Source organism: Neptunomonas japonica DSM 18939 (assembly GCF_000422765.1).
Classification (GTDB): domain Bacteria; phylum Pseudomonadota; class Gammaproteobacteria; order Pseudomonadales; family Balneatricaceae; genus Neptunomonas; species Neptunomonas japonica.
The window spans coordinates 43,245-65,148 of record NZ_AUGR01000001.1 but is presented as its reverse complement, the minus strand read 5'-3'; the positions used below and the strand labels follow the sequence as shown (position 1 = coordinate 65,148).

General features: G+C 44.6%; 24 protein-coding genes. 13 read left to right on the top strand and 11 right to left on the bottom strand.

Translation table 11 applies throughout. The features are described from left to right. Both G511_RS0100325 and G511_RS0100320 read left to right on the top strand, forming a co-directional pair. Nucleotides 1-999 (top strand): aspartate carbamoyltransferase catalytic subunit, encoded by a 999-nt coding sequence (locus G511_RS0100325; protein ID WP_028467831.1) that lies wholly within the window; start codon nt 1-3, stop codon nt 997-999. Between the two features lie 5 nt (nt 1,000-1,004). Next, nucleotides 1,005-2,276: a dihydroorotase gene (locus tag G511_RS0100320; RefSeq protein ID WP_028467830.1), complete on the top strand. Its 1,272-nt coding sequence runs from the start codon at nt 1,005-1,007 to the stop codon at nt 2,274-2,276. Between the two features lie 61 nt (nt 2,277-2,337). Here the strand turns inward: G511_RS0100320 and G511_RS0100315 are convergent, their stop codons facing one another. Further along, on the bottom strand, nt 2,338-3,504 hold the full coding sequence (locus G511_RS0100315) for a PilT/PilU family type 4a pilus ATPase (protein WP_028467829.1): 1,167 nt from the start codon (nt 3,502-3,504) through the stop codon (nt 2,338-2,340). A 55-nt stretch (nt 3,505-3,559) separates the two neighbouring features. Next, nucleotides 3,560-4,594 carry a type IV pilus twitching motility protein PilT gene (locus G511_RS0100310; protein WP_028467828.1) on the bottom strand — a complete coding sequence of 345 codons (1,035 nt, stop codon included), beginning with the start codon at nt 4,592-4,594 and terminating at the stop codon, nt 3,560-3,562. 86 nt (nt 4,595-4,680) lie between these two features. On the opposite strand from G511_RS0100310, the gene G511_RS0100305 reads away from it, so the two are divergent. The 9 genes from G511_RS0100305 to hemW all read left to right on the top strand — a co-directional run bounded on the left by G511_RS0100305 (nt 4,681) and on the right by hemW (nt 11,374). Continuing rightward, nucleotides 4,681-5,388 (top strand): YggS family pyridoxal phosphate-dependent enzyme, encoded by a 708-nt coding sequence (locus tag G511_RS0100305; protein ID WP_028467827.1) that lies wholly within the window; start codon nt 4,681-4,683, stop codon nt 5,386-5,388. 18 nt (nt 5,389-5,406) lie between these two features. Further along, a complete protein-coding gene (gene proC, locus G511_RS0100300; protein ID WP_028467826.1) occupies nt 5,407-6,234 on the top strand; it encodes a pyrroline-5-carboxylate reductase in 828 nt (275 codons plus the stop codon). 154 nt (nt 6,235-6,388) lie between these two features. Beyond that, the gene (locus G511_RS0100295) at nt 6,389-6,937 is read left to right on the top strand and encodes a YggT family protein (protein ID WP_028467825.1); all 549 of its coding nucleotides are present in this window, start codon (nt 6,389-6,391) and stop codon (nt 6,935-6,937) included. Nucleotides 6,938-6,958: 21 nt separating this feature from the next. Continuing rightward, on the top strand, nt 6,959-7,249 hold the full coding sequence (locus tag G511_RS0100290; RefSeq protein ID WP_028467824.1) for a DUF167 family protein: 291 nt from the start codon (nt 6,959-6,961) through the stop codon (nt 7,247-7,249). Between the two features lie 106 nt (nt 7,250-7,355). Then, nucleotides 7,356-8,552 (top strand): homoserine O-succinyltransferase MetX, encoded by a 1,197-nt coding sequence (gene metX / locus G511_RS21420; protein WP_051221344.1) that lies wholly within the window; start codon nt 7,356-7,358, stop codon nt 8,550-8,552. Continuing rightward, nucleotides 8,542-9,132 carry a methionine biosynthesis protein MetW gene (metW, locus tag G511_RS0100280; protein ID WP_028467823.1) on the top strand — a complete coding sequence of 197 codons (591 nt, stop codon included), beginning with the start codon at nt 8,542-8,544 and terminating at the stop codon, nt 9,130-9,132. Before metX ends, metW begins: the two co-directional genes overlap by 11 nt. 12 nt (nt 9,133-9,144) lie before the next feature. Further along, nucleotides 9,145-9,579 carry a DUF4426 domain-containing protein gene (locus tag G511_RS0100275; protein WP_028467822.1) on the top strand — a complete coding sequence of 145 codons (435 nt, stop codon included), beginning with the start codon at nt 9,145-9,147 and terminating at the stop codon, nt 9,577-9,579. A gap of 3 nt (nt 9,580-9,582) precedes the next feature. Then, on the top strand, nt 9,583-10,200 hold the full coding sequence (gene rdgB / locus G511_RS0100270; RefSeq protein WP_028467821.1) for an RdgB/HAM1 family non-canonical purine NTP pyrophosphatase: 618 nt from the start codon (nt 9,583-9,585) through the stop codon (nt 10,198-10,200). A 34-nt stretch (nt 10,201-10,234) separates the two neighbouring features. Next, nucleotides 10,235-11,374, top strand: a complete 1,140-nt coding sequence (hemW, locus tag G511_RS0100265) for a radical SAM family heme chaperone HemW (protein ID WP_028467820.1) — start codon at nt 10,235-10,237, stop codon at nt 11,372-11,374. 51 nt (nt 11,375-11,425) lie between these two features. Here hemW and G511_RS0100260 read toward each other — a convergent pair whose 3' ends face one another. The 6 genes from G511_RS0100260 to lptM are packed head-to-tail and all read right to left on the bottom strand — an operon-like array spanning nt 11,426 to nt 15,995. Continuing rightward, nucleotides 11,426-12,178 (bottom strand): HAD family hydrolase, encoded by a 753-nt coding sequence (locus G511_RS0100260; RefSeq protein ID WP_245573789.1) that lies wholly within the window; start codon nt 12,176-12,178, stop codon nt 11,426-11,428. Further along, nucleotides 12,138-13,058, bottom strand: coding sequence for a tyrosine recombinase XerC (gene xerC / locus G511_RS0100255; protein ID WP_028467818.1), 921 nt, complete (start codon nt 13,056-13,058; stop codon nt 12,138-12,140). The genes G511_RS0100260 and xerC overlap by 41 nt, the downstream gene beginning before the upstream one ends. A gap of 5 nt (nt 13,059-13,063) precedes the next feature. After that, nucleotides 13,064-13,765: a DUF484 family protein gene (locus G511_RS0100250; protein ID WP_028467817.1), complete on the bottom strand. Its 702-nt coding sequence runs from the start codon at nt 13,763-13,765 to the stop codon at nt 13,064-13,066. Then, nucleotides 13,762-14,595 carry a diaminopimelate epimerase gene (gene dapF / locus G511_RS0100245; protein WP_028467816.1) on the bottom strand — a complete coding sequence of 278 codons (834 nt, stop codon included), beginning with the start codon at nt 14,593-14,595 and terminating at the stop codon, nt 13,762-13,764. Before dapF ends, G511_RS0100250 begins: the two co-directional genes overlap by 4 nt. A gap of 14 nt (nt 14,596-14,609) precedes the next feature. After that, nucleotides 14,610-15,866, bottom strand: a complete 1,257-nt coding sequence (gene lysA, locus G511_RS0100240; protein WP_028467815.1) for a diaminopimelate decarboxylase — start codon at nt 15,864-15,866, stop codon at nt 14,610-14,612. 39 nt (nt 15,867-15,905) lie between these two features. Next, entirely contained in the window at nt 15,906-15,995 is a 90-nt protein-coding gene (lptM, locus tag G511_RS24090; protein ID WP_156905131.1) for an LPS translocon maturation chaperone LptM, read from the bottom strand. Between the two features lie 144 nt (nt 15,996-16,139). Here lptM and cyaY point away from each other — a divergent pair, with 144 nt between their 5' ends. After that, a complete protein-coding gene (cyaY, locus tag G511_RS0100235; protein WP_028467814.1) occupies nt 16,140-16,463 on the top strand; it encodes an iron donor protein CyaY in 324 nt (107 codons plus the stop codon). Nucleotides 16,464-16,470: 7 nt separating this feature from the next. Here cyaY and waaA read toward each other — a convergent pair whose 3' ends face one another. After that, nucleotides 16,471-17,745 carry a lipid IV(A) 3-deoxy-D-manno-octulosonic acid transferase gene (waaA, locus tag G511_RS0100230; protein ID WP_028467813.1) on the bottom strand — a complete coding sequence of 425 codons (1,275 nt, stop codon included), beginning with the start codon at nt 17,743-17,745 and terminating at the stop codon, nt 16,471-16,473. Then, nucleotides 17,738-19,534, bottom strand: coding sequence for a lipid A export permease/ATP-binding protein MsbA (gene msbA, locus G511_RS0100225; RefSeq protein ID WP_084628980.1), 1,797 nt, complete (start codon nt 19,532-19,534; stop codon nt 17,738-17,740). Before msbA ends, waaA begins: the two co-directional genes overlap by 8 nt. A gap of 120 nt (nt 19,535-19,654) precedes the next feature. Between msbA and lpxL the strand changes: the two genes are divergently transcribed. Next, nucleotides 19,655-20,587, top strand: a complete 933-nt coding sequence (gene lpxL / locus G511_RS0100220; RefSeq protein ID WP_028467811.1) for an LpxL/LpxP family Kdo(2)-lipid IV(A) lauroyl/palmitoleoyl acyltransferase — start codon at nt 19,655-19,657, stop codon at nt 20,585-20,587. On the opposite strand, the gene G511_RS0100215 is transcribed toward lpxL, so the two are convergent. After that, the gene (locus G511_RS0100215) at nt 20,526-21,830 is read right to left on the bottom strand and encodes an O-antigen ligase family protein (protein WP_028467810.1); all 1,305 of its coding nucleotides are present in this window, start codon (nt 21,828-21,830) and stop codon (nt 20,526-20,528) included. The two genes, lpxL and G511_RS0100215, sit on opposite strands and share 62 nt — an antisense overlap. Nucleotides 21,831-21,904: the final 74 nt, after the last annotated feature.

Below are 21,904 nucleotides of genomic sequence, written 5' to 3'. Positions count from 1 at the left end.
ATGTTCGAAATTACCGACCCTAACAACATTCAGCTAAACAGCGAGGGGCAACTTAAGCACTTCATCACTACCGAAGGGCTTTCCAGAGAACTCCTGACAGAAATTATTGATACCGCCGACTCATTTGTAGACATGAGCGCTCAGCAGGTTAAAAAAGTCCCTCTACTGCGTGGAAAGACGGTCGTTAATCTGTTTTTCGAATCAAGCACACGGACATTAAGCACATTTGAGTTAGCCGCTAAACGACTCTCTGCCGACGTGCTTAACCTGAATATCAGTACCTCATCTACTTCGAAAGGTGAAACGCTCAAAGACACGCTGCAAACATTAGAAGCGATGCATTCAGACATGTTTGTTGTACGCCACTCAGACAGCGGAGCAGCGCACTTTATTGCAGAGCATGTTACGCCCAACGTTGCTGTGATAAACGCAGGTGATGGACGTCATGCTCACCCTACGCAAGCCATGTTAGATATGCTTACGATAAAGCGCCATAAAGGAGATTTTTCACCCTTAGTGGTCACCATTATTGGGGATATTTTGCATTCACGTGTCGCACGCTCGCAAATTCACGCACTGCGCACGTTAGGTGCAGCCGAAATACGTGTAGTAGCACCTAATACGTTACTGCCACGCAATATTGAAGCATTAGGCGTCAAGGTCTTCACTAACATGGAGTCAGGGCTTAAAGATGCTGATGTGGTTATCATGCTGCGCCTACAAAAAGAGCGCATGCAAAGCGCCTTATTACCGAGCGAATCAGAATTCTACAAATTGTTCGGGCTGACTAACGAAAAGCTTCAACATGCCAAACCCGATGCTGTCGTCATGCACCCCGGTCCTATCAACCGAGGTGTAGAAATTGAATCCGCTGTCGCAGACGGTCATCAATCATTAATTCTGGACCAGGTAACTAATGGCATTGCTGTAAGAATGGCGGTTATGTCCATGTCGATGTCAGGACAAATGACTGAAAAAAATCTGAAGACGGAGGCGTAACCAGCATGCTAATCATAAAAAATGGACGTCTAATAGACCCTAAGAATCAACAGGATAAAGTCTGCGACCTATACATCCAAAACGGCAAAGTCATCTCGATTGATCAAGCACCAGCAGGCTTTTCAGCAAACAAAACCATCGATGCTAGCGGCCACATTGTCATACCTGGCTTAATAGACATGTGTGCACATGTTCGAGAGCCTGGCTACACACAGAAAGCGACAATAGCTAGCGAAACGGCCGCAGCTGTGGCAGGTGGTATAACCACTATGATCACGCCACCTACAACCAAACCTGTAGTAGATAACCCTGCAGTTGCTGAAATGATCATTGATCGTGCCGAAGCAACAGGGCTTGCCAATGTAATACCTGTTGGCGCACTAACACAAGGACTACAAGGTGAGCAGTTAGCACCCATGCATTCTCTTAGCCGCTCAGGTTGCGTGGCGTTCAGTAATGCCCGAAAAAGCATCCCTAGTGCACTGGTATTATTACGTTGCCTTGAATACGCTGCCACTCATGATTTTTTAGTTATTTTTCAACCACAAAATCACGACTTAACCGGCGAAGGCTGTATGCACGATGATACAACCTGTACTCGACTAGGATTAACCGGCATTCCTGAAACAGCTGAAACAATCGAGGTTGCTCGCTGCTTACTACTTGTTGAGCAGACAGGTGTTCGCGCACACTTTGGCCAACTATCAGCAGAACGTTCAGTAAGAATGGTAACGGATGCGCGCAAACGCGGCCTTAACGTAACTGCCGATGTTTCTATACACCACTTACTATTAACGGATATGAACGTAAATGGCTTCAATAGCATGTTTCATGTTATTCCACCATTAAGAAGCCAACTCGATCGTGCCGGTTTGCGACACGGCTTAGTGACCGACGGTATTCAAGCAATTTGCTCTGACCACCAACCACACGACCCCGCAGCCAAACAAGCGCCATTCGCAGCAACTGAGCCCGGCATCTCGGGTCTAGAAACCTTACTCCCTCTAGGCTTGATGCTCGTAGAGCAAGAACTCCTTTCTTTGCCACAACTCATAGAGAAACTAACCGCTGCTCCTGCCGCTATTCTAGAGCTTAACAAAGGCTCATTAGGTATTGGTTGTGATGCTGATATTTGCATCTTCAACCCTGAAACCCAATGGCAATTAAACAGTGACAACTGCGTATCTTCGGGCCACAACTCACCCTTTATGAATACTCCTCTCAAAGGTAAGGTTACACATACCTTGATGAAGGGCGAAATGGTCTATCGGGCATAACAGGCATAAAAAAACCGAACCCTATTGATATACGGTTCGGTTTTTTATACGTTCAGCAGTATTACATTTTGCCAATTTCCATTTCACCAGACACATTCATAAAGTCTTCTTCTTCCTGCAAAAACAGTGAATCCGTATCATCTTGCATACTTAGTCCAGGGTTTGTATCGGCACTTAACTTAATCATCAGACGTAAGTCATTTGCTGAATCAGCATGTGCTAACGCCGTGTCATAATTAATAGCGTCTTCTTTATAAAGCTCAAACAGAGCCTGATCAAATGTTTGCATCCCTAAATTAGTCGACTTTTTCATGACTTCTTTAATTTCATGAATATCACCTTTACGGATCAAATCCTGAATCAACGGCGTACAAATCATCACTTCTATTGCCGCACGACGCCCTTTGCCATCCTTTGTAGGCAGTAATTGCTGGGCAACAATCGCTTTCAAGTTAAGCGACAACTCCATCCAAAGCTGGTCATGATGTTCTGGCGGGAAAAAACTTACAACTCTATCAAGGGCTTGGTTAGCATTATTTGCATGCAAAGTGGCCATACAAAGATGTCCCGTTTCTGCAAAGGCCAGTCCGTACTTCATAAGCTCTTGAGTTCGAATCTCACCCATCAAAATAACATCCGGAGCTTGTCTTAGCGTATTTCTTAACGCTACTTCAAATGAGTCCGTATCGATTCCCACTTCCCGCTGAGTCACAATGCTCTCTTTATGCTCATGAATATACTCAATCGGGTCTTCTATCGTGATGATGTGTCCACGGCTATGTCTATTACGATAGTCTATCATCGACGCCAACGATGTTGACTTACCCGTTGATGTACCACCAACAAATAAGATCAAACCACGCTTAGACATGGAAAGGTCTTTCATTACAGGGGGAAGGTTTAGCTCTTCAAAGCTAGGAATAGTCGCGTTAATACGTCGAAGCACCATGCCTGGTGAGTTACGCTGAAAGTAAGCACTTACACGGAAACGTCCCAACCCTGGCGCACTAATAGCAAAGTTACACTCATGTGTACTTTCATATTCGGATATTTGTTTATCCGTCATCGTCGAATACACTAACGAGCGCGCCTGGGATGGTTTCAACGGATCTTTTGTTAATGGTTTCAGCGTGCCATCGACCTTAATACTAGGTCGGGCCCCTGCCGATACAAACAGATCTGACGCTCCGCGCTCAATCATTACCTTAAGAAGCTGAGTAAACTCCACGCTGTAACTCTCCTTTTAAAAACTATAATCGTGTGTACAGAATGAAATCACGATTTTAGAAACCTTGTGGGTTTTTGGCTTTATCACGAGCCGTTTCTCTTGATATCAGACCTTTTTGAACAAGCTCTGTCAGAGATTGATCCAATGTTTTCATTCCATGCGAAGCCCCCGTTTGAATCGCGGAGTACATCTGCGCTACTTTATCTTCACGAATCAAGTTTCGAACGGCAGGGGTTCCCATCATAATTTCATGCGCGGCAACACGACCGCCATTAACTTTTTTCAGAAGAGTTTGAGAGATAACGCCTTGTAAAGACTCGGATAGCATTGAACGCACCATGTCTTTTTCAGCAGCAGGGAATACATCAATAATACGGTCAATCGTCTTCGCCGCAGAGGTTGTATGCAAGGTGCCGAACACTAGGTGGCCCGTTTCTGCTGCCGTTAATGCCAAACGTATGGTTTCTAGATCTCGCATCTCACCAACAAGAATAATGTCAGGATCTTCACGCAACGCTGAACGCAATGCATTAGCAAAGCTCTGCGTATCTCTGTGCACTTCACGCTGATTCACTAAGCATTTTTTGCTTTCATGCACAAACTCAATAGGGTCTTCAATTGTCAAAATATGATCGGAGCGCACTTCATTTACATAATCTACCATCGCTGCCAGCGTTGTACTTTTACCTGACCCGGTAGGCCCTGTTACTAGCACTAAGCCACGCGCTTGCATTGATAAATCTTGGAAAACTTTTCCCATTCCAAGGTCGTCCATTGTCAGAACTTTACTTGGGATAGTACGAAAAACAGCCGCAGCTCCGCGGTTTTGATTAAAAGCGTTGACACGAAAGCGCGCCAACCCTGGGACTTCAAAAGAAAAATCCGCTTCAAACCGGTCTTCAAAGTCTTTACGGATTTTATCGTTCATAATGTCATAAATAAGCGTCTGAACTTGTTTCTGCTCTAACGCTGGCAGCTTAATTCGCCGCACATCTCCATCCACACGAATAACCGGTGGCATACCTGCCGTAATATGCAGGTCGGAAGCGCCCTGCTGAACTGTAAACGAAAGAAGTTCTGTAATATCCATAATGTATTTACTCAGGGCTTACTTAAATTCACCAGTTACTTCAAAATAGACACATATCTCTAATCTGAAGAACTATTAATAACCATATGTCTAGCATAGCAGAGAACTTCAAAAGTGTTGGTCGGCTGATAAATCAAGCAGCTCAACACGCTCACCGCGCACCTGAAGAAATAACGTTACTTGCCGTTAGTAAAACACGCTCATCAGATGAGCTACGAGAACTCTACCAGCATGGCCAACGGCACTTTGGTGAAAATTATCTCCAAGAGTCCCTTGAGAAAAAAGAAAAACTCCATGATTTGGCTATAATCTGGCACTTTATAGGCCCTATTCAATCCAATAAAACGCGTGCTATAGCCGAAAATTTTGACTGGATACATAGTGTAGATCGCTTAAAAATAGCTCAAAGACTTTCAGAACAAAGACCAAACCACCTGCCACCTCTTAACATTTGCTTACAAATAAATATAAGCAGTGAAGCTAGCAAGTCAGGGTGCTTACCTAATGAGGCTGAAGCATTACTGTTGCAAGTTGCCAACTTACCTCACTTATCAGTGCGTGGGCTAATGGCAATACCCGAAGCAACAGATGACATAGCAAAACAACAAGTAGCATTGGCACAGATGCAATCTATTTTCATCTCGTTGAAGAACATACATCCTGAACTCGACACACTATCAATGGGCATGTCTGGTGACATGCAGATTGCGATTCAGGAAGGTGCTACTATGGTACGTATAGGTACAGCTTTATTTGGCCCTCGCCAATACCCTAATTCAAAAAAACCTACTTAATTTCTGCAGGTATTAATTGTGAGTCAACACCCTACTCTTGCCTTCATCGGTGCTGGAAATATGGCACGCGCTATCATCGGAGGTTTAATCAGCAATGGTTTTCCTGCCGGAAAAATCAGAGCTAGCTCCCCTACTGTGAGCAAATTAGCAGATTTAGCTTCTCTAGGACTATTTGTTAGCGCTGACAATAACGAAGCGATGCAATCAGCTGATATCGTTGTTCTAGCGGTTAAGCCACAAATGCTCAAAGCCGTATTACAGCCACTCGCCACTACTGCCGCTGAAAACAAACCGCTCTTCATTTCTGTGGCGGCGGGTATTACTTCAAATAGCATTAACCAGTGGCTTGGTGGCAATCAAGCTATCGTTCGCTGTATGCCTAATACGCCAGCCTTGGTAAAAATGGGCGCCAATGGTTTATTCGCCAATGCACAAGTTAGCCAAGCGCAACGCGCCCAAGCTGAAAATGTTTTATCAGCGACTGGGCTTACTTTATGGGTAGAGCAAGAAGACCAGTTACACGCCGTCACAGCTGTCTCAGGTTCAGGGCCTGCTTATTACTTCCTATTCATGGAAGCAATGATTACAGCAGCTCAAAAGCAGGGCTTAACAAAGGAAGTAGCAACTCAACTTACGCTACAAACTGCTCGCGGGGCGGCAGAGATGGCTCTTCTAAGCGATGTTGATCCCGCCGAATTAAGGCGTAGAGTTTGTTCTCCCAACGGCACAACAGAGCAAGCAGTTCTCTCTTTTCAAGCTAACCATCTAGACATTTTGGTCGACAACGCTATGCAAGCATGTGCGACCAGATCGATAGAAATGGCTAAAGAGCTAGGGGACGACTGAACCATATCTATAAACCGTGTCTATTAGTAGAGCTTTGCCTGCTGGTGACTATTGCCTCATAAGTCTTATTGATAGCATGGTTTAATGGTTCATTCATTTTCTGAAAGACACTATACTGCCAAAAACTATTACTTGATTAGGAACTGATCCAACCATGGGACAAGATCCGATTACTCTCATCATCAGAACACTTGGTGAACTGTTTATATTTATTTTGCTAATGCGTTTTTTGCTACAGCTAGCGCGAGCAGACTATTACAATCCGATATCTCAATCAATAGTACGCCTAACCCAGCCGGTGCTCGCACCACTCCAAAAACTCCTGCCAAAAGCCGGCCGCATGGACCTTTCACCCTTGGTTGTTGCGTTACTTGTGAAGCTTGGGATTTTTACTGCGTTAATCATGATGGCGGAAGGTAATGTCCAAGCGGATATGGCCAGCCTTGTGATTTATGCTGTGGTTGGTTTACTCGATAGTATTCTAAACATCTATTTTTGGGCTGTTATTGGTTCTGTTATTATTAGCTGGGTCGCTCCAGGTAGCTATCATCCTGCGCCACAACTTATCGGACAAATAACCGAACCACTGTTTAAGTTAGCGCAAAAAGTCATTCCACCCTTGGGAGGCTTAGATCTATCACCTATTCTTATTTTTCTCACGATACAAATTATCCAATCGCAACTAGCTCGCTTGGTGATGTAATCTAGTGATATAGATAGTTTTTTGTCATTTAACTACTGGCAAGACAGCAGATTAATGCTGTCTTGCTATATTCAACCAAAGTCCTCGCGTGACGAAATAGTGGGTCTACACGGCAATAGTGTTAAAATCCGCATTACAGCACCGCCCGTTCATGGAAAAGCCAATACACAGTTGATTAAGTTTTTGGCTAAAATTTTTGGTGTAAGCAAATCATCTATCACTATAGCTAGCGGTGAATCAGGCCGAAATAAAGTGGTCCGGGTTAGCAACCCGCGCAAATTACCGGAGCGCCACAACATTGAACGCACATGAGTTTATTCAACCAAAAATGCTCATACTGCAACGAGCACCTCTGCTCTTGTATGAAATGTGATGCTCGACTAACGCTTGTTCTTTTTCTTAGTCGAGGTACATAAACATGTTGAAAAAATTCCCAGATGATTCTATTGGCCTAGTTGCACCTCAAGCCATAGAGTTTACAGAACCGCTATCTCTTGCGTGCGGTAGGACTCTTAACCAATATACGTTGATGGTTGAGACATATGGCGAACTTAATACCGACAAATCCAATGCCATTTTGATATGCCATGCACTATCAGGCCATCACCACGCCGCAGGCTATTACGAAGGTGATAGCAAACCCGGTTGGTGGGACTCCGCCATAGGGCCTGGCAAAGCCATTGATACTGATAAGTTCTTTGTCGTCAGCCTTAATAATCTTGGCGGTTGTCATGGCTCGAGCGGCCCTAACCAAACAGATCCGCAAACAGGTAAGCCTTACGGGCCAGATTTCCCACTCATGACAGTGAAGGATTGGGTTATTAGCCAAGCTCGCCTTGCAGACCATTTAGGCATTGTGCAATGGGCAGCCGTAATAGGGGGAAGCTTAGGAGGTATGCAAGCTATGCAGTGGGCTATTACCTACCCTGGGCGTTTACGACATTGTATGGTTATTGCTGCAGCCCCTAAACTATCAGCGCAAAACATTGCCTTTAACGAAGTAGCACGCCAAGCTATCTCTAAAGACCCGAATTTTTATGATGGCCGATATTACGATCATAATGTTGTGCCTAAAACAGGCCTGATGCTAGCTCGTATGGTCGGTCATATTACTTATCTTTCAGACGACGGAATGCGTGAGAAGTTTGGCCGTGAAATGAGCGCAGGAAAATTAATGTTCGATTTCAACCCGCAGTTTGAGGTTGAGTCTTATTTACAATATCAGGGGGAACGGTTTTCAACAATATTTGATGCTAATACTTACCTGTTAATGACAAAAGCACTCGACTACTTCGACCCGGCATCAGAGTTCAATCATGATCTAGCCCAGGCGTTAGAACATGTCACGGCCAAGTTTATGCTCATAGCATTTACAACCGACTGGCGCTTTTCTCCTGAGCGCTCTCGGGAGATTCTTGATGCATTAGTTGAGGCAGGAAAAGAGGTCAGTTATACCGAAGTAGATTCTCCTCAAGGGCACGACGCATTTTTAATCCCAATCCCACGCTATATGGAAATTTTCAATGCGTATATGAGCCGTATTGCTGCCGATCTACCTATCGAGCAGCATGGTGATATAGAAACACGCGAAAAGGAGAGTTCTCATGCGCGCTGATCAGGAAATCATTCATGAGTGGATCAAACCCGATACACGCGTTTTAGACCTGGGTTGTGGCGATGGAGAGTTATTGCGCCACCTTGTGGATAACAAACAGGTACACGGATACGGTATAGAAAATAACCATGACCACATCACCGCTTGCATAAAAAACAATGTAAACGTCATAGAAAAAGATATCGACAAAGGTTTAGCATCTATAAAAGATAATAGTTTTGATTCTGTCATCATGACGCAAGCTTTACAGGTTATGCACCGCCCCGACCTGATCGTTGATGAAATGTTACGCATCGGTAAAGAATGTATCGTGACGTTTCCAAACTTTGGGCATTGGCGCGCACGCGGCTACCTTGGTTTTCGAGGCCAAATGCCTGTTTCCAAGTTCTTATCCTATAGCTGGTATGACACACCGAATATTCACTTTTGTACCTTCAAAGATTTTGAGCAACTTTGTGTGCAAAAAAATATACATATTTTAAATCGAACCGTTGTTGATAATGAGCATCAACACAGGTGGTGGACTAATTTATGGCCCAACATGTTGGGCGAAATTGCCATCTACCGGATCACACGTTAAAAGGAAAACATCATGAAACTTATTCGTACGCTGTTTTTATTATTACTAGTATCGCCGGCCGCGTTGGCAGAGCAGTCAATTGAAACTGATCGCTACATTATTCACTACAACGCCTTTAACAGTAGTATTGTTGCCCCTGAAGTAGCACAACGACACAACCTACTACGCAGCCGCTATACCGCCATGCTGAATATTGCTGTTTTTGAAAAGCAAAAAGATGGCTCTAAACAAGCGATTAAAGCAGTGCTTTCGGGCAATGTAGCTAACTTGATGCAACAAACACAACAGATCTCGTTTACGCCGATCAAGGAAGATAAAGCTCTGTATTACATTGGCAGCTTTAACTTTGTTAATGAAGAGATCATGCATGTCACTATTGGCGTACAACCAGATCCTAATCAAGCTGCCACCACAATTCGCTTTGATCAAAAGTTTTATACGGAATAACCCATGACCCAGACTATCGTGCTCGCCAGCGGCAATAAAGGTAAGTTAAAAGAGTTTAACGAAACACTCCAACAATTCAGTGTTAGCGTTCTTCCACAGTCACATTTCAATGTAGAAGATGCTGATGAGACTGGGCTGACTTTTGTCGAAAACGCTATTATTAAAGCGCGCCATGCCTGCGAGATAACCGGTTTACCAGCGCTCGCTGATGACTCAGGGCTTGAGGTAGATGCTTTACAAGGCGCTCCAGGCATCTACTCAGCGCGCTTTGCAGGCCCCGGAAAAGGCGATGCAGACAACAGCCAAAAGCTCCTTGAATCAATGCAAGATGTGCCCGACAACGAAAGAAGCGCACGCTACCGCTGTGTGCTGGTCTATATGCGTCATGCAAAAGATCCAATGCCTCTTATTTGCCAAGGAACACTAGAAGGTAGCATTGCTCACGCCCCACGCGGGGAGTTTGGTTTTGGTTATGATCCCCTATTTCTTATTAACAACACTGATAAAACAGCGGCTGAACTGTCTCCTGAGGCAAAACACAGCATCAGCCACCGCGGCCAAGCAGTACAGTTGTTTCTTGGGCAGATCAGTGGCTACCTAAGCAACGACACATCGCAGTAATACTTTACAGACACACACTGACAGGCAGGCATTAATGAGCACGTTACCACCACTTTCGCTATATATTCATATTCCTTGGTGCGTGCGCAAATGCCCCTACTGTGATTTCAACTCACATGCAGTGAAAGGTGAAATACCAGAAGCCGACTATGTGTCAGCTCTGTTGGCTGACTTAAAATTAGAGCAAGCAGGTGCACAAGGTCGCAAGATAGATACCATTTTTATCGGTGGTGGCACCCCTAGTTTATTCACCTCAGATGCAATAGCACAGATTTTGGAAGGTGCTGACCAGATCATCCCGTTTACCTCCAATATCGAAATAACCATGGAAGCTAACCCTGGGACTTTCGAGCAAGAGCGTTTTGCAGGTTATCTGAAAGCAGGTGTGAATCGCCTCTCCGTTGGCGTTCAAAGTTTTAACGCTCAGCACTTACAAGCATTAGGTCGAATTCATTCCGGCGAAGAAGCAAAAAAAGCCATTAGTGCAGCTAGAGAGCTAGGCTTTCCTCATTTAAACATCGACTTAATGCATGGCTTGCCTGAGCAAACAGAAGAGCAAGCTCTTAATGATTTAGAAACAGCGCTTAATTTGGGCCCGGACCACCTATCTTGGTACCAACTGACGATAGAACCTAATACTGAGTTTTATACAAAGCCGCCGATCATCCCACAAGATGAAACCCTATGGGATATTCAACAAGCCGGGCAACAGCTACTGGCAAATAATGGTTTTCAGCAGTACGAAGTATCAGCGTATGCAAAAGGGAAATCAGCCCGTGCTCAGCACAACCTGAACTACTGGCAATTTGGAGATTACATAGGCATTGGAGCTGGAGCACATGGGAAGCTATCTTTTCCTGAGCAAGACCTGATTCTGCGACGCTGGAAGCAGCGCTCACCTAAAGCTTACTTGCAAAGCATCAACCCTCTCGGTGGAGAGCAGGAAATTAGCCAGACAGACCGCCCTTTTGAGTTTATGATGAATGCCTTGCGTTTGGTGGATGGCGTTGAAGAGAGCGTCTTTCAGGAGCGCAGCTTACTAAACCTGTGCAGCATCAATACAGCATTAGCAAACTCACGTAAAGCAGGCTTACTTGATCCGCACCGCCTGCAAGCCACGCCTCAAGGGCAGCTCTTCCTAAACGATCTACTTGAAATGTTTATTGCAGAGTAAGAAAAATGCACGCATCTCTAATACATGCACTCTTAAAATAGAGGCTAGCATTTATAAGCGGGCACGCCGGGTAGCATGAATCTCTTCAATCCTGGCAGGTAAGTCATCAAGACAGCTAACTTCAGCATCAGGAAGATGGTCCCCTTCCCATTGCTGTTCATTTAGATTCACCCAAATACTCCATAACCCAGCAGTTTGCGCCCCTTCAATATCATGAATAGGGTGGTCACCTACATGAATCACCTGCTCTGGCTTAAGCTGAGTATGTGCTAGCATCTGATTGAAAATCAGAGGGTCTGGCTTTTCAACGCCAGCACTGTCAGCACTAAACTGGAAATCCATCAAGTGGGACAAACCCACTTGCTGAACATCTGCGTTGCCATTACTAATAGCCCCTAGCATATAGCCGCTAGCTTTAAGTGTTTCGAGCATCGACAATGCATGCTCAAAAAACTCTACTTTCTGGCGCGCTTTATAAAATACAGCAAAAGCTTCTTCCGCTAGCTTAGCCGTGATGTCTGGCGAATAGCCAGCCTGCATTAACCCGAATTTAAGCACCTCCATACGGATACGTGACACACTGTAACTAATCTCTGGCTGCTGAGTAAGCACATGATCTCTAAGCGTATTAAGATCACGTAGCTGATAGGTTTGGTTAAAGAGCGGTGCATTCTCATATAACCACTCATATAAAGTGTGGTTTGCCGCCCTAACAACCGGGCCTACGGCCCACAAAGTATCGTCCAGGTCAAAAGTAATGCATTTAATCATTTTTTTTCTGCGCTCTTGGGTGGGCTTTTTCATAGACATCCATCAGGTGCTGGAAATCTAAATGTGTATATATTTGTGTTGTCGAAATATCTTCATGCCCCAGCAACTCTTGAACAGCACGCAGATCACTACTGGACTCAAGCATATGACTAGCAAAACTATGACGCAATCGATGCGGGTAAACCTTACCTTGAGTGTGCATAACTTTTGCCCAATGATCAAAGCGCTGTTGAGCACTGCGCACTGTCAGGCGCTTACCGCTTTTAGAGATAAAGAGTGCGTTTTCAGTGTAATCGGCCCAGACTGTTCGACACTTCACCCAGCCACCAACTGCCTTTAAAGCGACTCGCCCTACAGGCAACATTCGCATTTTCCTTCCCTTACCTGTAACGACTAAACTGGCATCGCGAAAATCAATATCATGAATATTTAGGCTGATAAGCTCGGACACACGCAGGCCTGATGAATACACTAACTCCATCATTGCTTTATCCCGAGACGAAATCGCATCAGTAACAGGAAAACTCAGTAGCTGACCCAACTGATCAACATCCAAAGTTTCAGGAAGTGAACGCCCCACTTTGGGCGCTCGAACGCCTTGAGCCGGGTTATGTGAAACTCGCCCAATAATTGCCATATATTGATAAAAACTGCGGATAGCTGAAAGGCAACGCTGAATGCTTTTACCGCTTAAACCCTCACGGTGAACTTCGGCAACGAAAGCACGAATTTCGCGTTCAGAAACATCATCCCACTGCGCGACTCTGCAATCAGCGACAAAGCCCACCAGCTTATTTAAATCTCTTTGATAACTATCACATGTGTTCGGGGATAAATGCTTCTCTGAGCGAAGATGTACTAAAAACAAATCAACCACAGTACTGAGTTGATCAGCAAAACTGCGGTTAACCATCAGTGTTACACCTGCTCCTCATGCACAATGCGACTGGTCACTCGACTCAGCACTTCGCCCACGTAGGATAAGAACAAAGTACCCTGACTACTCTGGAAGTAATAAGGGTCATAACTACCGATCGCCAACAACCCAATTGTTTCCCCTTTGACCAAAGGGATAACTGCTGCCGACTGAACTTTCACCGCCTCATCTTCAAATAGAAAGCGGTTCTCTATCAAAGATAATTGCCCACAGGTCGGCATGTTTGTTTTCATCAACGGCTCAATCACCCCAGCAGTATCACGAGGCAGAATTTTCAGATTATTAACATTCAGTGGATTATCACTAAACAGCACCAACGAGGTTTCATCACCGTAAAAGTCACGGCATAAGCTTTCTTCTAATGCGACCGCGACATCATCTAGCGTAGCGGAATCTAGCAGCGCTAATACCATACGCTTAGTTTTTTCGAACTGTGAATCATTATGGCGCGCTATATCAATCAAATCAGACAAATGGATCGTCAGTTTCTGGTTACGATCTCGAAGCAATGACGTCTGACGCTCTATTAATGAAACAGCACGACCCGTTTCATGTGGTACAGACATCACTTCTAATAGAGGCTTATGGCGCATAAAAAAGTCAGGATTTTTTGCTAGGTAATCAGCGACATCATTTTCATTAAACTCTGCTGCCTGCACCTTTGTATTTTCACCTTGACTCATATAAACACCTGACCTTCAAACACTGTCGCTGCGGGCCCCGTCATCATAACGGAATCTTTTTCACCGCCTTTCCAACTAACCTGAAGAGTTCCTCCAGGAAGATGTACCTGAACATTTTCATCTAAGACACCTCGAAGACGCCCTGCCACAACGGCGGCACAGGCCCCAGTGCCACACGCCATCGTTTCTCCCGCCCCGCGCTCATACACACGTAATTTCACTTCTGTCGGAGAGAGAATCTGCATAAAGCCGATATTCGCTTTTGCAGGAAAACGCGTGTGCGCTTCAAGTAATGGTCCGAGTGTTTCAACAGGAGCACTGTCCGTATCATCGATAACGAGCACACCATGCGGATTTCCCATAGAAACAACTGAGATATCCACATGCTGGCTTTCCACATCAACCGAATACACAGCTGCTTGCTCTTGAGCTACAAACGGAACTGCCTTAGGTAGCAGCTCAGGAGCTCCCATGTCGACTTCGACTTGGTTATCCGGACAAATAGTGAGTATTGCTTTGCCGTTAGCGGTTTCTACTGCAATCACATCTTTATTAGTAAGACGTTTGTCACGCACAAAACGTGCAAAACAGCGGGCACCATTACCACAATGCTCAACTTCAGAGCCGTCAGCATTATAGATTCGATAACGAAAATCCATTTCAGGATTAGTCGGTGGCTCAACCAGCAACAGCTGATCAAAACCAATGCCCAAATGACGGTCAGCCAGCTTCCTGACTTTCTCTTCTGAAAGTCGGATTCTCTGTGTAACCAAGTCAACGACCATAAAATCATTGCCTAGGCCATGCATTTTGGTAAAACGTACCAACATGTTATTTATTCCGTTTAATGCCCTTGAGGCAACATAACTTCACCGCGCATCAAATCCACCAAGGTTTCACGTGCGCGTACTTCAAATACTTCGTTGTCATCTACCATTACTTCCGCAGCACGCGGACGAGTGTTGTAGTTTGAACTCATGACAAAACCATATGCACCAGCAGAGCACACGGCCAACAAATCGCCGGCTTGTAGATTAAGATCGCGATCTTTTCCTAAAAAATCTCCGGTCTCACAAACAGGCCCTACTAAATCATAAGTTTTAGCTTCACCCTCTTCACGAAGCGTTACAGGGATAATGTCCTGATAAGCACTGTATAATGAAGGGCGAATAAGATCATTCATTGCACCATCAATAATAGCGAAGTTCTTATGATCCGTGCACTTTAGAAACTCAACTTGCGTCAACATCATGCCAGCATTCGCTACGATGGAACGCCCCGGTTCAAAAATAAGCCCTAGCGCTCTGTCTCCAAGTTTTTCAAGCACAGCGCCAATATATGCTTGCGGCGTAGGCGGCGTTTCATCGGTGTAACAAACACCTAAACCACCACCCAAATCTAAATGGTGGATTTCAATCCCCTGTTCAGCCAACTTATCAACCAAAGCAAGCAAACGATCCAGTGCATCCATAAAAGGAGCAACTTCAGTTAACTGACTACCAATATGACAGTCCATACCAACCACATTGACATGCGCCAAGCTGTTAGCATGAGAATAAATACGTTCAGCATCAGTAATGGCAATACCAAACTTGTTATCTTTGAGCCCTGTTGAAATGTATGGATGTGTTCCTGCATCAACATCAGGGTTAACACGAAATGAGATATCAGCGACCTGCTGACACTCACCTGCAACTGCATTAACACGCTCAAGCTCAGCTTCTGATTCAATATTGAAGCAGCGAATACCTACCGCCAAAGCACGCCTGATCTCATGAGCCTGCTTGCCAACACCAGAAAACACTATGTTTTTAGCTAGCCCACCTGCTTTAAGTACTCGCTCAAGTTCCCCTAAAGAAACAATATCAAAACCTGCACCTAACCTAGCTAAAACATTAAGCACAGCAAGATTGCTGTTGGCTTTAACGGCGTAACAAACCAAAGCATCACGCCCTTCAAGCGCTTGTGCATAATTTAAATAAGCACGTTCAATAGCATCTCGAGAATATACATACACTGGTGTACCAAAACGCTCTGCAACCTTATCTAGCGCTAAATCTTCACAATGTAAGCGGCCATCACGGTACTCAAAACTATCCATTAACTCTTCTCACTCGTAAAACTTATTTGATTGTATGTGTTACTGATTTTCAGTTTGCTTTACTGGCTCAGGCAGATATAGCGGCCCTTTCTGTCCACAACCTGATAGAAGAATCATTCCTGCCAACATCCAAGCCCAGCTAAATTTCACAATACAACTCTCATTTGATAGACAATAATTGATCAATTATACCCTTGAAAAGCGGCTAATGAGTACCGTACAAAAGCTGATATACTGCGCATTCACTTAATTATCTTCACAAAGAGCCTACTGATGACCGAATCTGAATTTAACGATCTCGTTGACAACACCTTGCAACAGATTGAAGAACGTCTCGATGATGCAGACTCTGATATTGATTATCTGATTAGTGGTGGCGTACTGACCATCAAATGCGAAAACGGCACACAAATCATTTTCACTCGCCAAACACCTGTACTGCAACTGTGGTTGGCAACCAAAGATGGTGGATTTCATTTTGATTATGACGCTGATGGCCAGCAATGGTTACGAGACAGTGGAAAAACACCGTTAGTAGAGATGCTCAATCACGCTTATGTTACCCAAACCGGTGAACACTTAACGTTCGATTGTTAAGCACAAGTTATATTAGTCGCTTGGTCACTTCTATATAAAGGTGATCAAGTGCTCCTCGCTGAGAATCAGCATACGCTAAGGCATTACGGCCATGCTCTACCGCTTTGATAGGCGAAGCATGATATTTCTCAAGTAAGTCAGGCACATCAGACATTTGAGTTACTAGCTGCATTCCACCTGCTTGCGCCATCGCATTGCTGATCGCAGTAAAATTAAAATGATAAGGTCCCATAATAACGGGCATGCTCAGTACCGCAGGTTCTAGCGGGTTATGCCCGCCGACATTAACAAAGCTTCCTCCCATCACTGCTACATCTGCTGCTGCATAAAGGAGCATCAAATCTCCCATAGTATCACCCAGATAAATCTTAGTTGTTTGATCAGCTTTCAATGAATCGCCTGTTGAGCGGCGCACCACCTTGTCTGAATATTGCAACGTGCGTTGATAAACAGATTCAAAGCGCTCTGGGTGCCTAGGCACTAACATCACTAAAAGGTTTGGATACTTGTCTATTAATGGCTCAATACTGCTTAAAAATTGCGTCTCTTCATCCTCATGACTGCTCGCCAGAATAACGGTAAAGCGACTACCTAATTGTTGGCGAAGAAAGGCTCCTTGTTCGCGTATATCATCGTCTATCTGAATATCAAATTTGATACTACCTGATACATCCATTTTCTCAGCAGGCATACCTAATTGAAAAAAACGATCAGCATCACTTTGATGTTGCGTCACCAGTAAGGTCAACGCTGATAACATTGGCTCTACTAAGCCGCGCACCTTTGCATAACCTTTTGCAGAGCGCTCAGACAAGCGAGCATTAGCCACAATCACAGGCACACCGGCTTTTTCACAGCCTAAAATCATATTCGGCCATAGCTCAGTTTCTACAATAAGGCAGCCGCGTGGCCGCACTCTCTGAATAAATCGACCGATGGCATCAGGAAGATCATAAGGGCAATAATAATGAATGACACGGCCAGCAAAAATAGCTTTAACACGGCTTGCACCCGTGGGTGTCATCGTCGTTATCACAATTGGTAGATCTGGGTAATCCGTCAGTAAACGCTCAACAAACGGGGCAATAGCTATCGTCTCTCCTACGGAGACAGCATGAATCCACAAGGGGTTACGTGCCACATTAGGAACAAACCCAAAGCGCTGCCACCAACGCTGCCGATACCCCGGAGCATTTCGCCCACGCCACCACAGGCGTATAAGTAAAACAGGGGTAAGCAGGTAAAACAGTCCGGTATAAAAGCACCGAGGGACATTAGTCATCCGCTAACTCACTAAACTGCATTTTATAGAGTTGCGCGTAAGCACCTTCTCTTTTTAGTAAGTCGCTGTGGTTTCCTTGCTCAACTATACGCCCTTGATCCATGACTACGATCATATCGGCTTTTTCGATAGTCGATAATCGATGTGCGATAACTAAAGTGGTTCTATCCTTCATGACGCCTTCTAGCGCATCCTGGATGTGTCTTTCTGATTCAGTATCTAAGGCTGAAGTCGCCTCATCCATAATCAAAATCGGTGCATCTTTTAGAATAGCGCGAGCGATGGCAATACGCTGACGCTGCCCGCCTGATAGCAACACACCACTTTCGCCAACCTGAGTTTGCAAACCATCAGGTAAGCGACTGACAAACTCCATGACATGCGCAGCTTCTGCAGCGGCCTGAATTTGCTCAATACTTGCTGAAGCCATCGAACCATAAGCAATGTTCTCTGCAATGCTGCCGTTAAACAAAACAACACTTTGGCTAACAATTGCAATTTGATCACGCAAAGAAGCCAACTGGTAGCTTTCTAATGGCTGGTTATCGAGTAGTACTCGCCCTCCCCATTCATCATTAAAGCGTGGAATTAGACCCGCAACGGTTGATTTTCCACTGCCCGATTTACCAACCAATGCGACCGTTGTTCCATGAGGTACATCAAGAGAGAAATCAGAAAGTACCATTTCAGTAGTCTCAGGATAAGTGAAGGAAACATTCTCAAACAACAAATGCCCAGCAGCCCTGTCAACCTGCCGTGTTCCTAGGTCTTTTTCTGATTCCTGATCCATTGTGGCAAAGACAGCTTCAGCAGCCGAAATACCTTTTTGCACTTTTACATTTATTTCGGTCAGCATACGCAGCGGTTTTGTAATCATTCCTGCTGCCGTAATAAAGGCTACAAACTCGCCTGTACTCATGCCGCCCATCACTGACGGAGCCATTGCTAGATACATCAACGCAGCCAACGCCATCGCCACTAAAAACTGCACAACAGGGGTATTGATCGACTCTGCCACAACCAACTTCATAAACTGACGGCGATTAAGGTCACTAGCACCATGAAAGCGCTGACGTTCAAAGTCAGTTCCACCATAAACTCTGACGACCTGATAGCCTTGAATTGACTCTGATGCAGAGTTAGTAATATCACCCACAGACTTCTGTATACGATGCCCTAAGCGGCGCATGCGCTTAGACGCAATCCGAACCACAATACCAATAAAGGGTGCTGCCGCAACGAAGATAAGCGTTAGTTTCCAATTAAGATAAAACAGATAGCTAAACAAGCCAATAACCGTAAGCCCTTCACGTATCAACACTTTAACCGCGTCTGTTACAGCTCCCGTCACTTGTTCAACGTTATAAGTAAGTTGTGCTAACAGGTCGCCAGAGGAGTGCTGTTGGTAATATTGAGCAGGCAACATCAACATGCGGTCAAACAGATCTGTTCGCAAACCATGCACAACGTAACGTGCTACATAGCTAATACAATAATTACCCAGAAAAGTACCTACACCACGTAGTGCAAAAATGGCTAATACTGCCAACGCTAACCAAATACGCTCATCTAAACGCCCTTGCTCTACTGAATCGACCACGCTTTCTAGCCACTTAGCAGACAGCGCTTGTGACGCCCCATAAAATGCATACCCCATAAAGGCTACACAAAAGACGGGCCAATAGGGCTTAGCATAAGCCAATAAGCGCAGGTACCCGTCATTGCGTGGTTTATTCTGAGCACCCTGTTGCGAGTCATTTATCCCTTGGCTGGTGTTATTTGAACTCATCCGACCCTCAACTAAAAACACACACATAAAGAGACATCATTATACTCATCTTTTGTAAGTATTTGCTGCCACAACAAAAGCCTCTTACAATCGTCTTATATATTCACTCAAAGATCTTTTATGACAAACAACAATACACATTTTTTTAGCCCCAAATACTGGTTTACTTGGGTCGGGCTTAGCATTCTATTTGTAATTAGCTATTTACCTTACACAACACAAATTATACTGGGTAAAAGTACCGGTAATCTGATGTATCGGCTTTTTAAAAAGCGCCGGCACATTACCGACGTTAACATCCGGTTGTGCTTTCCAGAAAAGACACCGGCAGAACGACAACTCTTAGTACGCAACATATTTCAAAACAATGCTATAGGCATGTTTGAAACCAGCATGAGTTGGTGGAGAGACGACAAATTTCTAAGCATGCCTGTCACCCTAAAAGGCCAAAAATACCTAGATGAAGCGCTTTCACAAAACAAAGGTGTGATTCTATTAGGTGCACATTTTTCTACATTAGATATGGGCGGGCGACTACTGGCTCGTTTTTATAAAGTAGGGGCCATGTACCGCAAACATAATAACTCGTTGATGGATTTTGTTATTAAACAAGGACGTGAAAAGCACCTTGATCAAACTATTGAGAAAAAAAACCTGCGTGGAGTGCTAAAAGCCTTACGTAATAATCAGGTGGTGTGGTATGCACCAGACCAAGATTTCGGGCCTAAACACTCCGTTTATGCTCCCTTTTTTAATGTCTCTGCCGCCACCATCACAGCAACAAGCAGATTCGCCAAGCTAAACGATTCACCCATATTGATGTTTACGCATCATCGCAGCCAAGACGATTCAGGTTATGAATTAGAGCTATTTCCTGTTCTTGAAAACTTCCCCAGCGGCGATGACGTTCAAGATGCTACACGCATTAACCAAGAACTTGAAAAAGGCATTCGAAAAGACCCTAGTCAATATATGTGGGTCCACCGCCGTTTTAAGACTCATCCTGAGGGGAAGAATTTTTTGTATCGTCACCCACCTCACGAGCATAAGTAAATAAAGATGCGACAAACAGAGCCGCTAGTAGCCAAAACGCTTGCGCCCAATAGGCTTTATATAAAGATAAATGTGTATTGATTGGGAACAACACTCCAGCCATCCCACAGTAATACCCCATTGGAATCCATTGTTTGATTTTGACTGCCTGCCAAAATAATCGCCAAAACACTAACCAGAATGCAACCAACAAACCAATTAAGCCAAACAAGCCAGTACCCGCTAGTGCATCGATAACTATTTGATGACCGTGAAATGCCCCCGTCTTCGGCTTTCCTTCAGGGGAGCGCAACACATAAACATCATCCGGCTCTGCATAGTCAGGGTAAGCGTAACGAAAGCTCTTAAGACCCACACCATTAATCCAATTATCCTCTACCATATCAACTGCAGTACTCCACAAAGTTAAACGATACGCGGTAGCTCTATCCAAAGAAGCATAATCAGCAGTACCGAGCCCTTGAAAAGTATGCGTGATACGTCCTTTCAATCCTTCATTAGTCGACAAGCCTGCTATCACTACGCCCATCACAAAAAAACTTCCCAACACTACTTTTTTGGAAACTTTCACTCGCCACAAAGCAGCAATAATTACGGCAAACAAAAACACCCAAGCAACAGCTAACCACGCGCCTCGATTTCCACTGATAAAAATTGTGGCTACCAGTACAGGAAGTATTATTAAGAACCCCACTTTACCTATCCACTGATACACAGCCGCTACGGTAATCCCCATATAAACAACTAACATCCAGCCTAAGACAGGATCATCACCAAATAAACCGCTAACTCTACTGGACGAATAGCTTACTATTCCAAAAATACCCGCAGAGAATACAAACTGCACCCAAGCATCCACTATCCAGAAAATAACGATGACAGCTACAACACGTGCTAGACGCTCATGGACTTTGACTGACGAAGCAGCATGAATGACAAACACTCCAGCTAAGTAAAAGCGCAACATACCTAAGGCATCTATAGCGCCCTTTTTAAGCATGTAGGCATCAGGTAGCGAAAGTAGAGCGGGAATCCAAAAACAGGCGAACAATAACGTAAAGCACTTTACTCCAGAACTACGCCTAAAGTGATTATCGTTAATGATTAGATGCCTAACGCCCAGTATCGCCATGATCAGTGTAAAAAGCTCAAAAGCCACTCCGAACGGTTGAGACAAAACAGTCAGTGCTACCAAAACAATTGGCAGATCCGCCCAACCACTACGGCGTAGACTAGAAATCATAAAAGTATCTCTCTTACAAATAACTCAAAGTGCTTTAAAGCACGAAAAATCTCACTAACAAGCACTCAACACAG

What these genes read in the sequence shown, in the direction of transcription:
- G511_RS0100305 (WP_028467827.1), top strand. Translation starts at nt 4,681, where the DNA reads ATGTCTAGCATAGCAGAGAACTTCAAAAGTGTTGGTCGGCTGATAAAT.
- metW (WP_028467823.1), top strand. Translation starts at nt 8,542, where the DNA reads ATGCGCGCTGATCAGGAAATCATTCATGAGTGGATCAAACCCGATACA.
- lpxL (WP_028467811.1), top strand. Translation starts at nt 19,655, where the DNA reads ATGACAAACAACAATACACATTTTTTTAGCCCCAAATACTGGTTTACT.
- G511_RS0100325 (WP_028467831.1), top strand. Translation starts at nt 1, where the DNA reads ATGTTCGAAATTACCGACCCTAACAACATTCAGCTAAACAGCGAGGGG.
- rdgB (WP_028467821.1), top strand. Translation starts at nt 9,583, where the DNA reads ATGACCCAGACTATCGTGCTCGCCAGCGGCAATAAAGGTAAGTTAAAA.
- G511_RS0100260 (WP_245573789.1), bottom strand. Translation starts at nt 12,178, where the DNA reads ATGAAAAAGCCCACCCAAGAGCGCAGAAAAAAAATGATTAAATGCATT.
- waaA (WP_028467813.1), bottom strand. Translation starts at nt 17,745, where the DNA reads ATGACTAATGTCCCTCGGTGCTTTTATACCGGACTGTTTTACCTGCTT.
- msbA (WP_084628980.1), bottom strand. Translation starts at nt 19,534, where the DNA reads ATGAGTTCAAATAACACCAGCCAAGGGATAAATGACTCGCAACAGGGT.
- G511_RS0100320 (WP_028467830.1), top strand. Translation starts at nt 1,005, where the DNA reads ATGCTAATCATAAAAAATGGACGTCTAATAGACCCTAAGAATCAACAG.
- lysA (WP_028467815.1), bottom strand. Translation starts at nt 15,866, where the DNA reads ATGGATAGTTTTGAGTACCGTGATGGCCGCTTACATTGTGAAGATTTA.
- xerC (WP_028467818.1), bottom strand. Translation starts at nt 13,058, where the DNA reads ATGGTTAACCGCAGTTTTGCTGATCAACTCAGTACTGTGGTTGATTTG.
- cyaY (WP_028467814.1), top strand. Translation starts at nt 16,140, where the DNA reads ATGACCGAATCTGAATTTAACGATCTCGTTGACAACACCTTGCAACAG.
- hemW (WP_028467820.1), top strand. Translation starts at nt 10,235, where the DNA reads ATGAGCACGTTACCACCACTTTCGCTATATATTCATATTCCTTGGTGC.
- metX (WP_051221344.1), top strand. Translation starts at nt 7,356, where the DNA reads ATGTTGAAAAAATTCCCAGATGATTCTATTGGCCTAGTTGCACCTCAA.
- G511_RS0100310 (WP_028467828.1), bottom strand. Translation starts at nt 4,594, where the DNA reads ATGGATATTACAGAACTTCTTTCGTTTACAGTTCAGCAGGGCGCTTCC.
- dapF (WP_028467816.1), bottom strand. Translation starts at nt 14,595, where the DNA reads ATGTTGGTACGTTTTACCAAAATGCATGGCCTAGGCAATGATTTTATG.
- G511_RS0100215 (WP_028467810.1), bottom strand. Translation starts at nt 21,830, where the DNA reads ATGATTTCTAGTCTACGCCGTAGTGGTTGGGCGGATCTGCCAATTGTT.
- G511_RS0100250 (WP_028467817.1), bottom strand. Translation starts at nt 13,765, where the DNA reads ATGAGTCAAGGTGAAAATACAAAGGTGCAGGCAGCAGAGTTTAATGAA.
- G511_RS0100275 (WP_028467822.1), top strand. Translation starts at nt 9,145, where the DNA reads ATGAAACTTATTCGTACGCTGTTTTTATTATTACTAGTATCGCCGGCC.
- G511_RS0100295 (WP_028467825.1), top strand. Translation starts at nt 6,389, where the DNA reads ATGGGACAAGATCCGATTACTCTCATCATCAGAACACTTGGTGAACTG.
- lptM (WP_156905131.1), bottom strand. Translation starts at nt 15,995, where the DNA reads ATGTTGGCAGGAATGATTCTTCTATCAGGTTGTGGACAGAAAGGGCCG.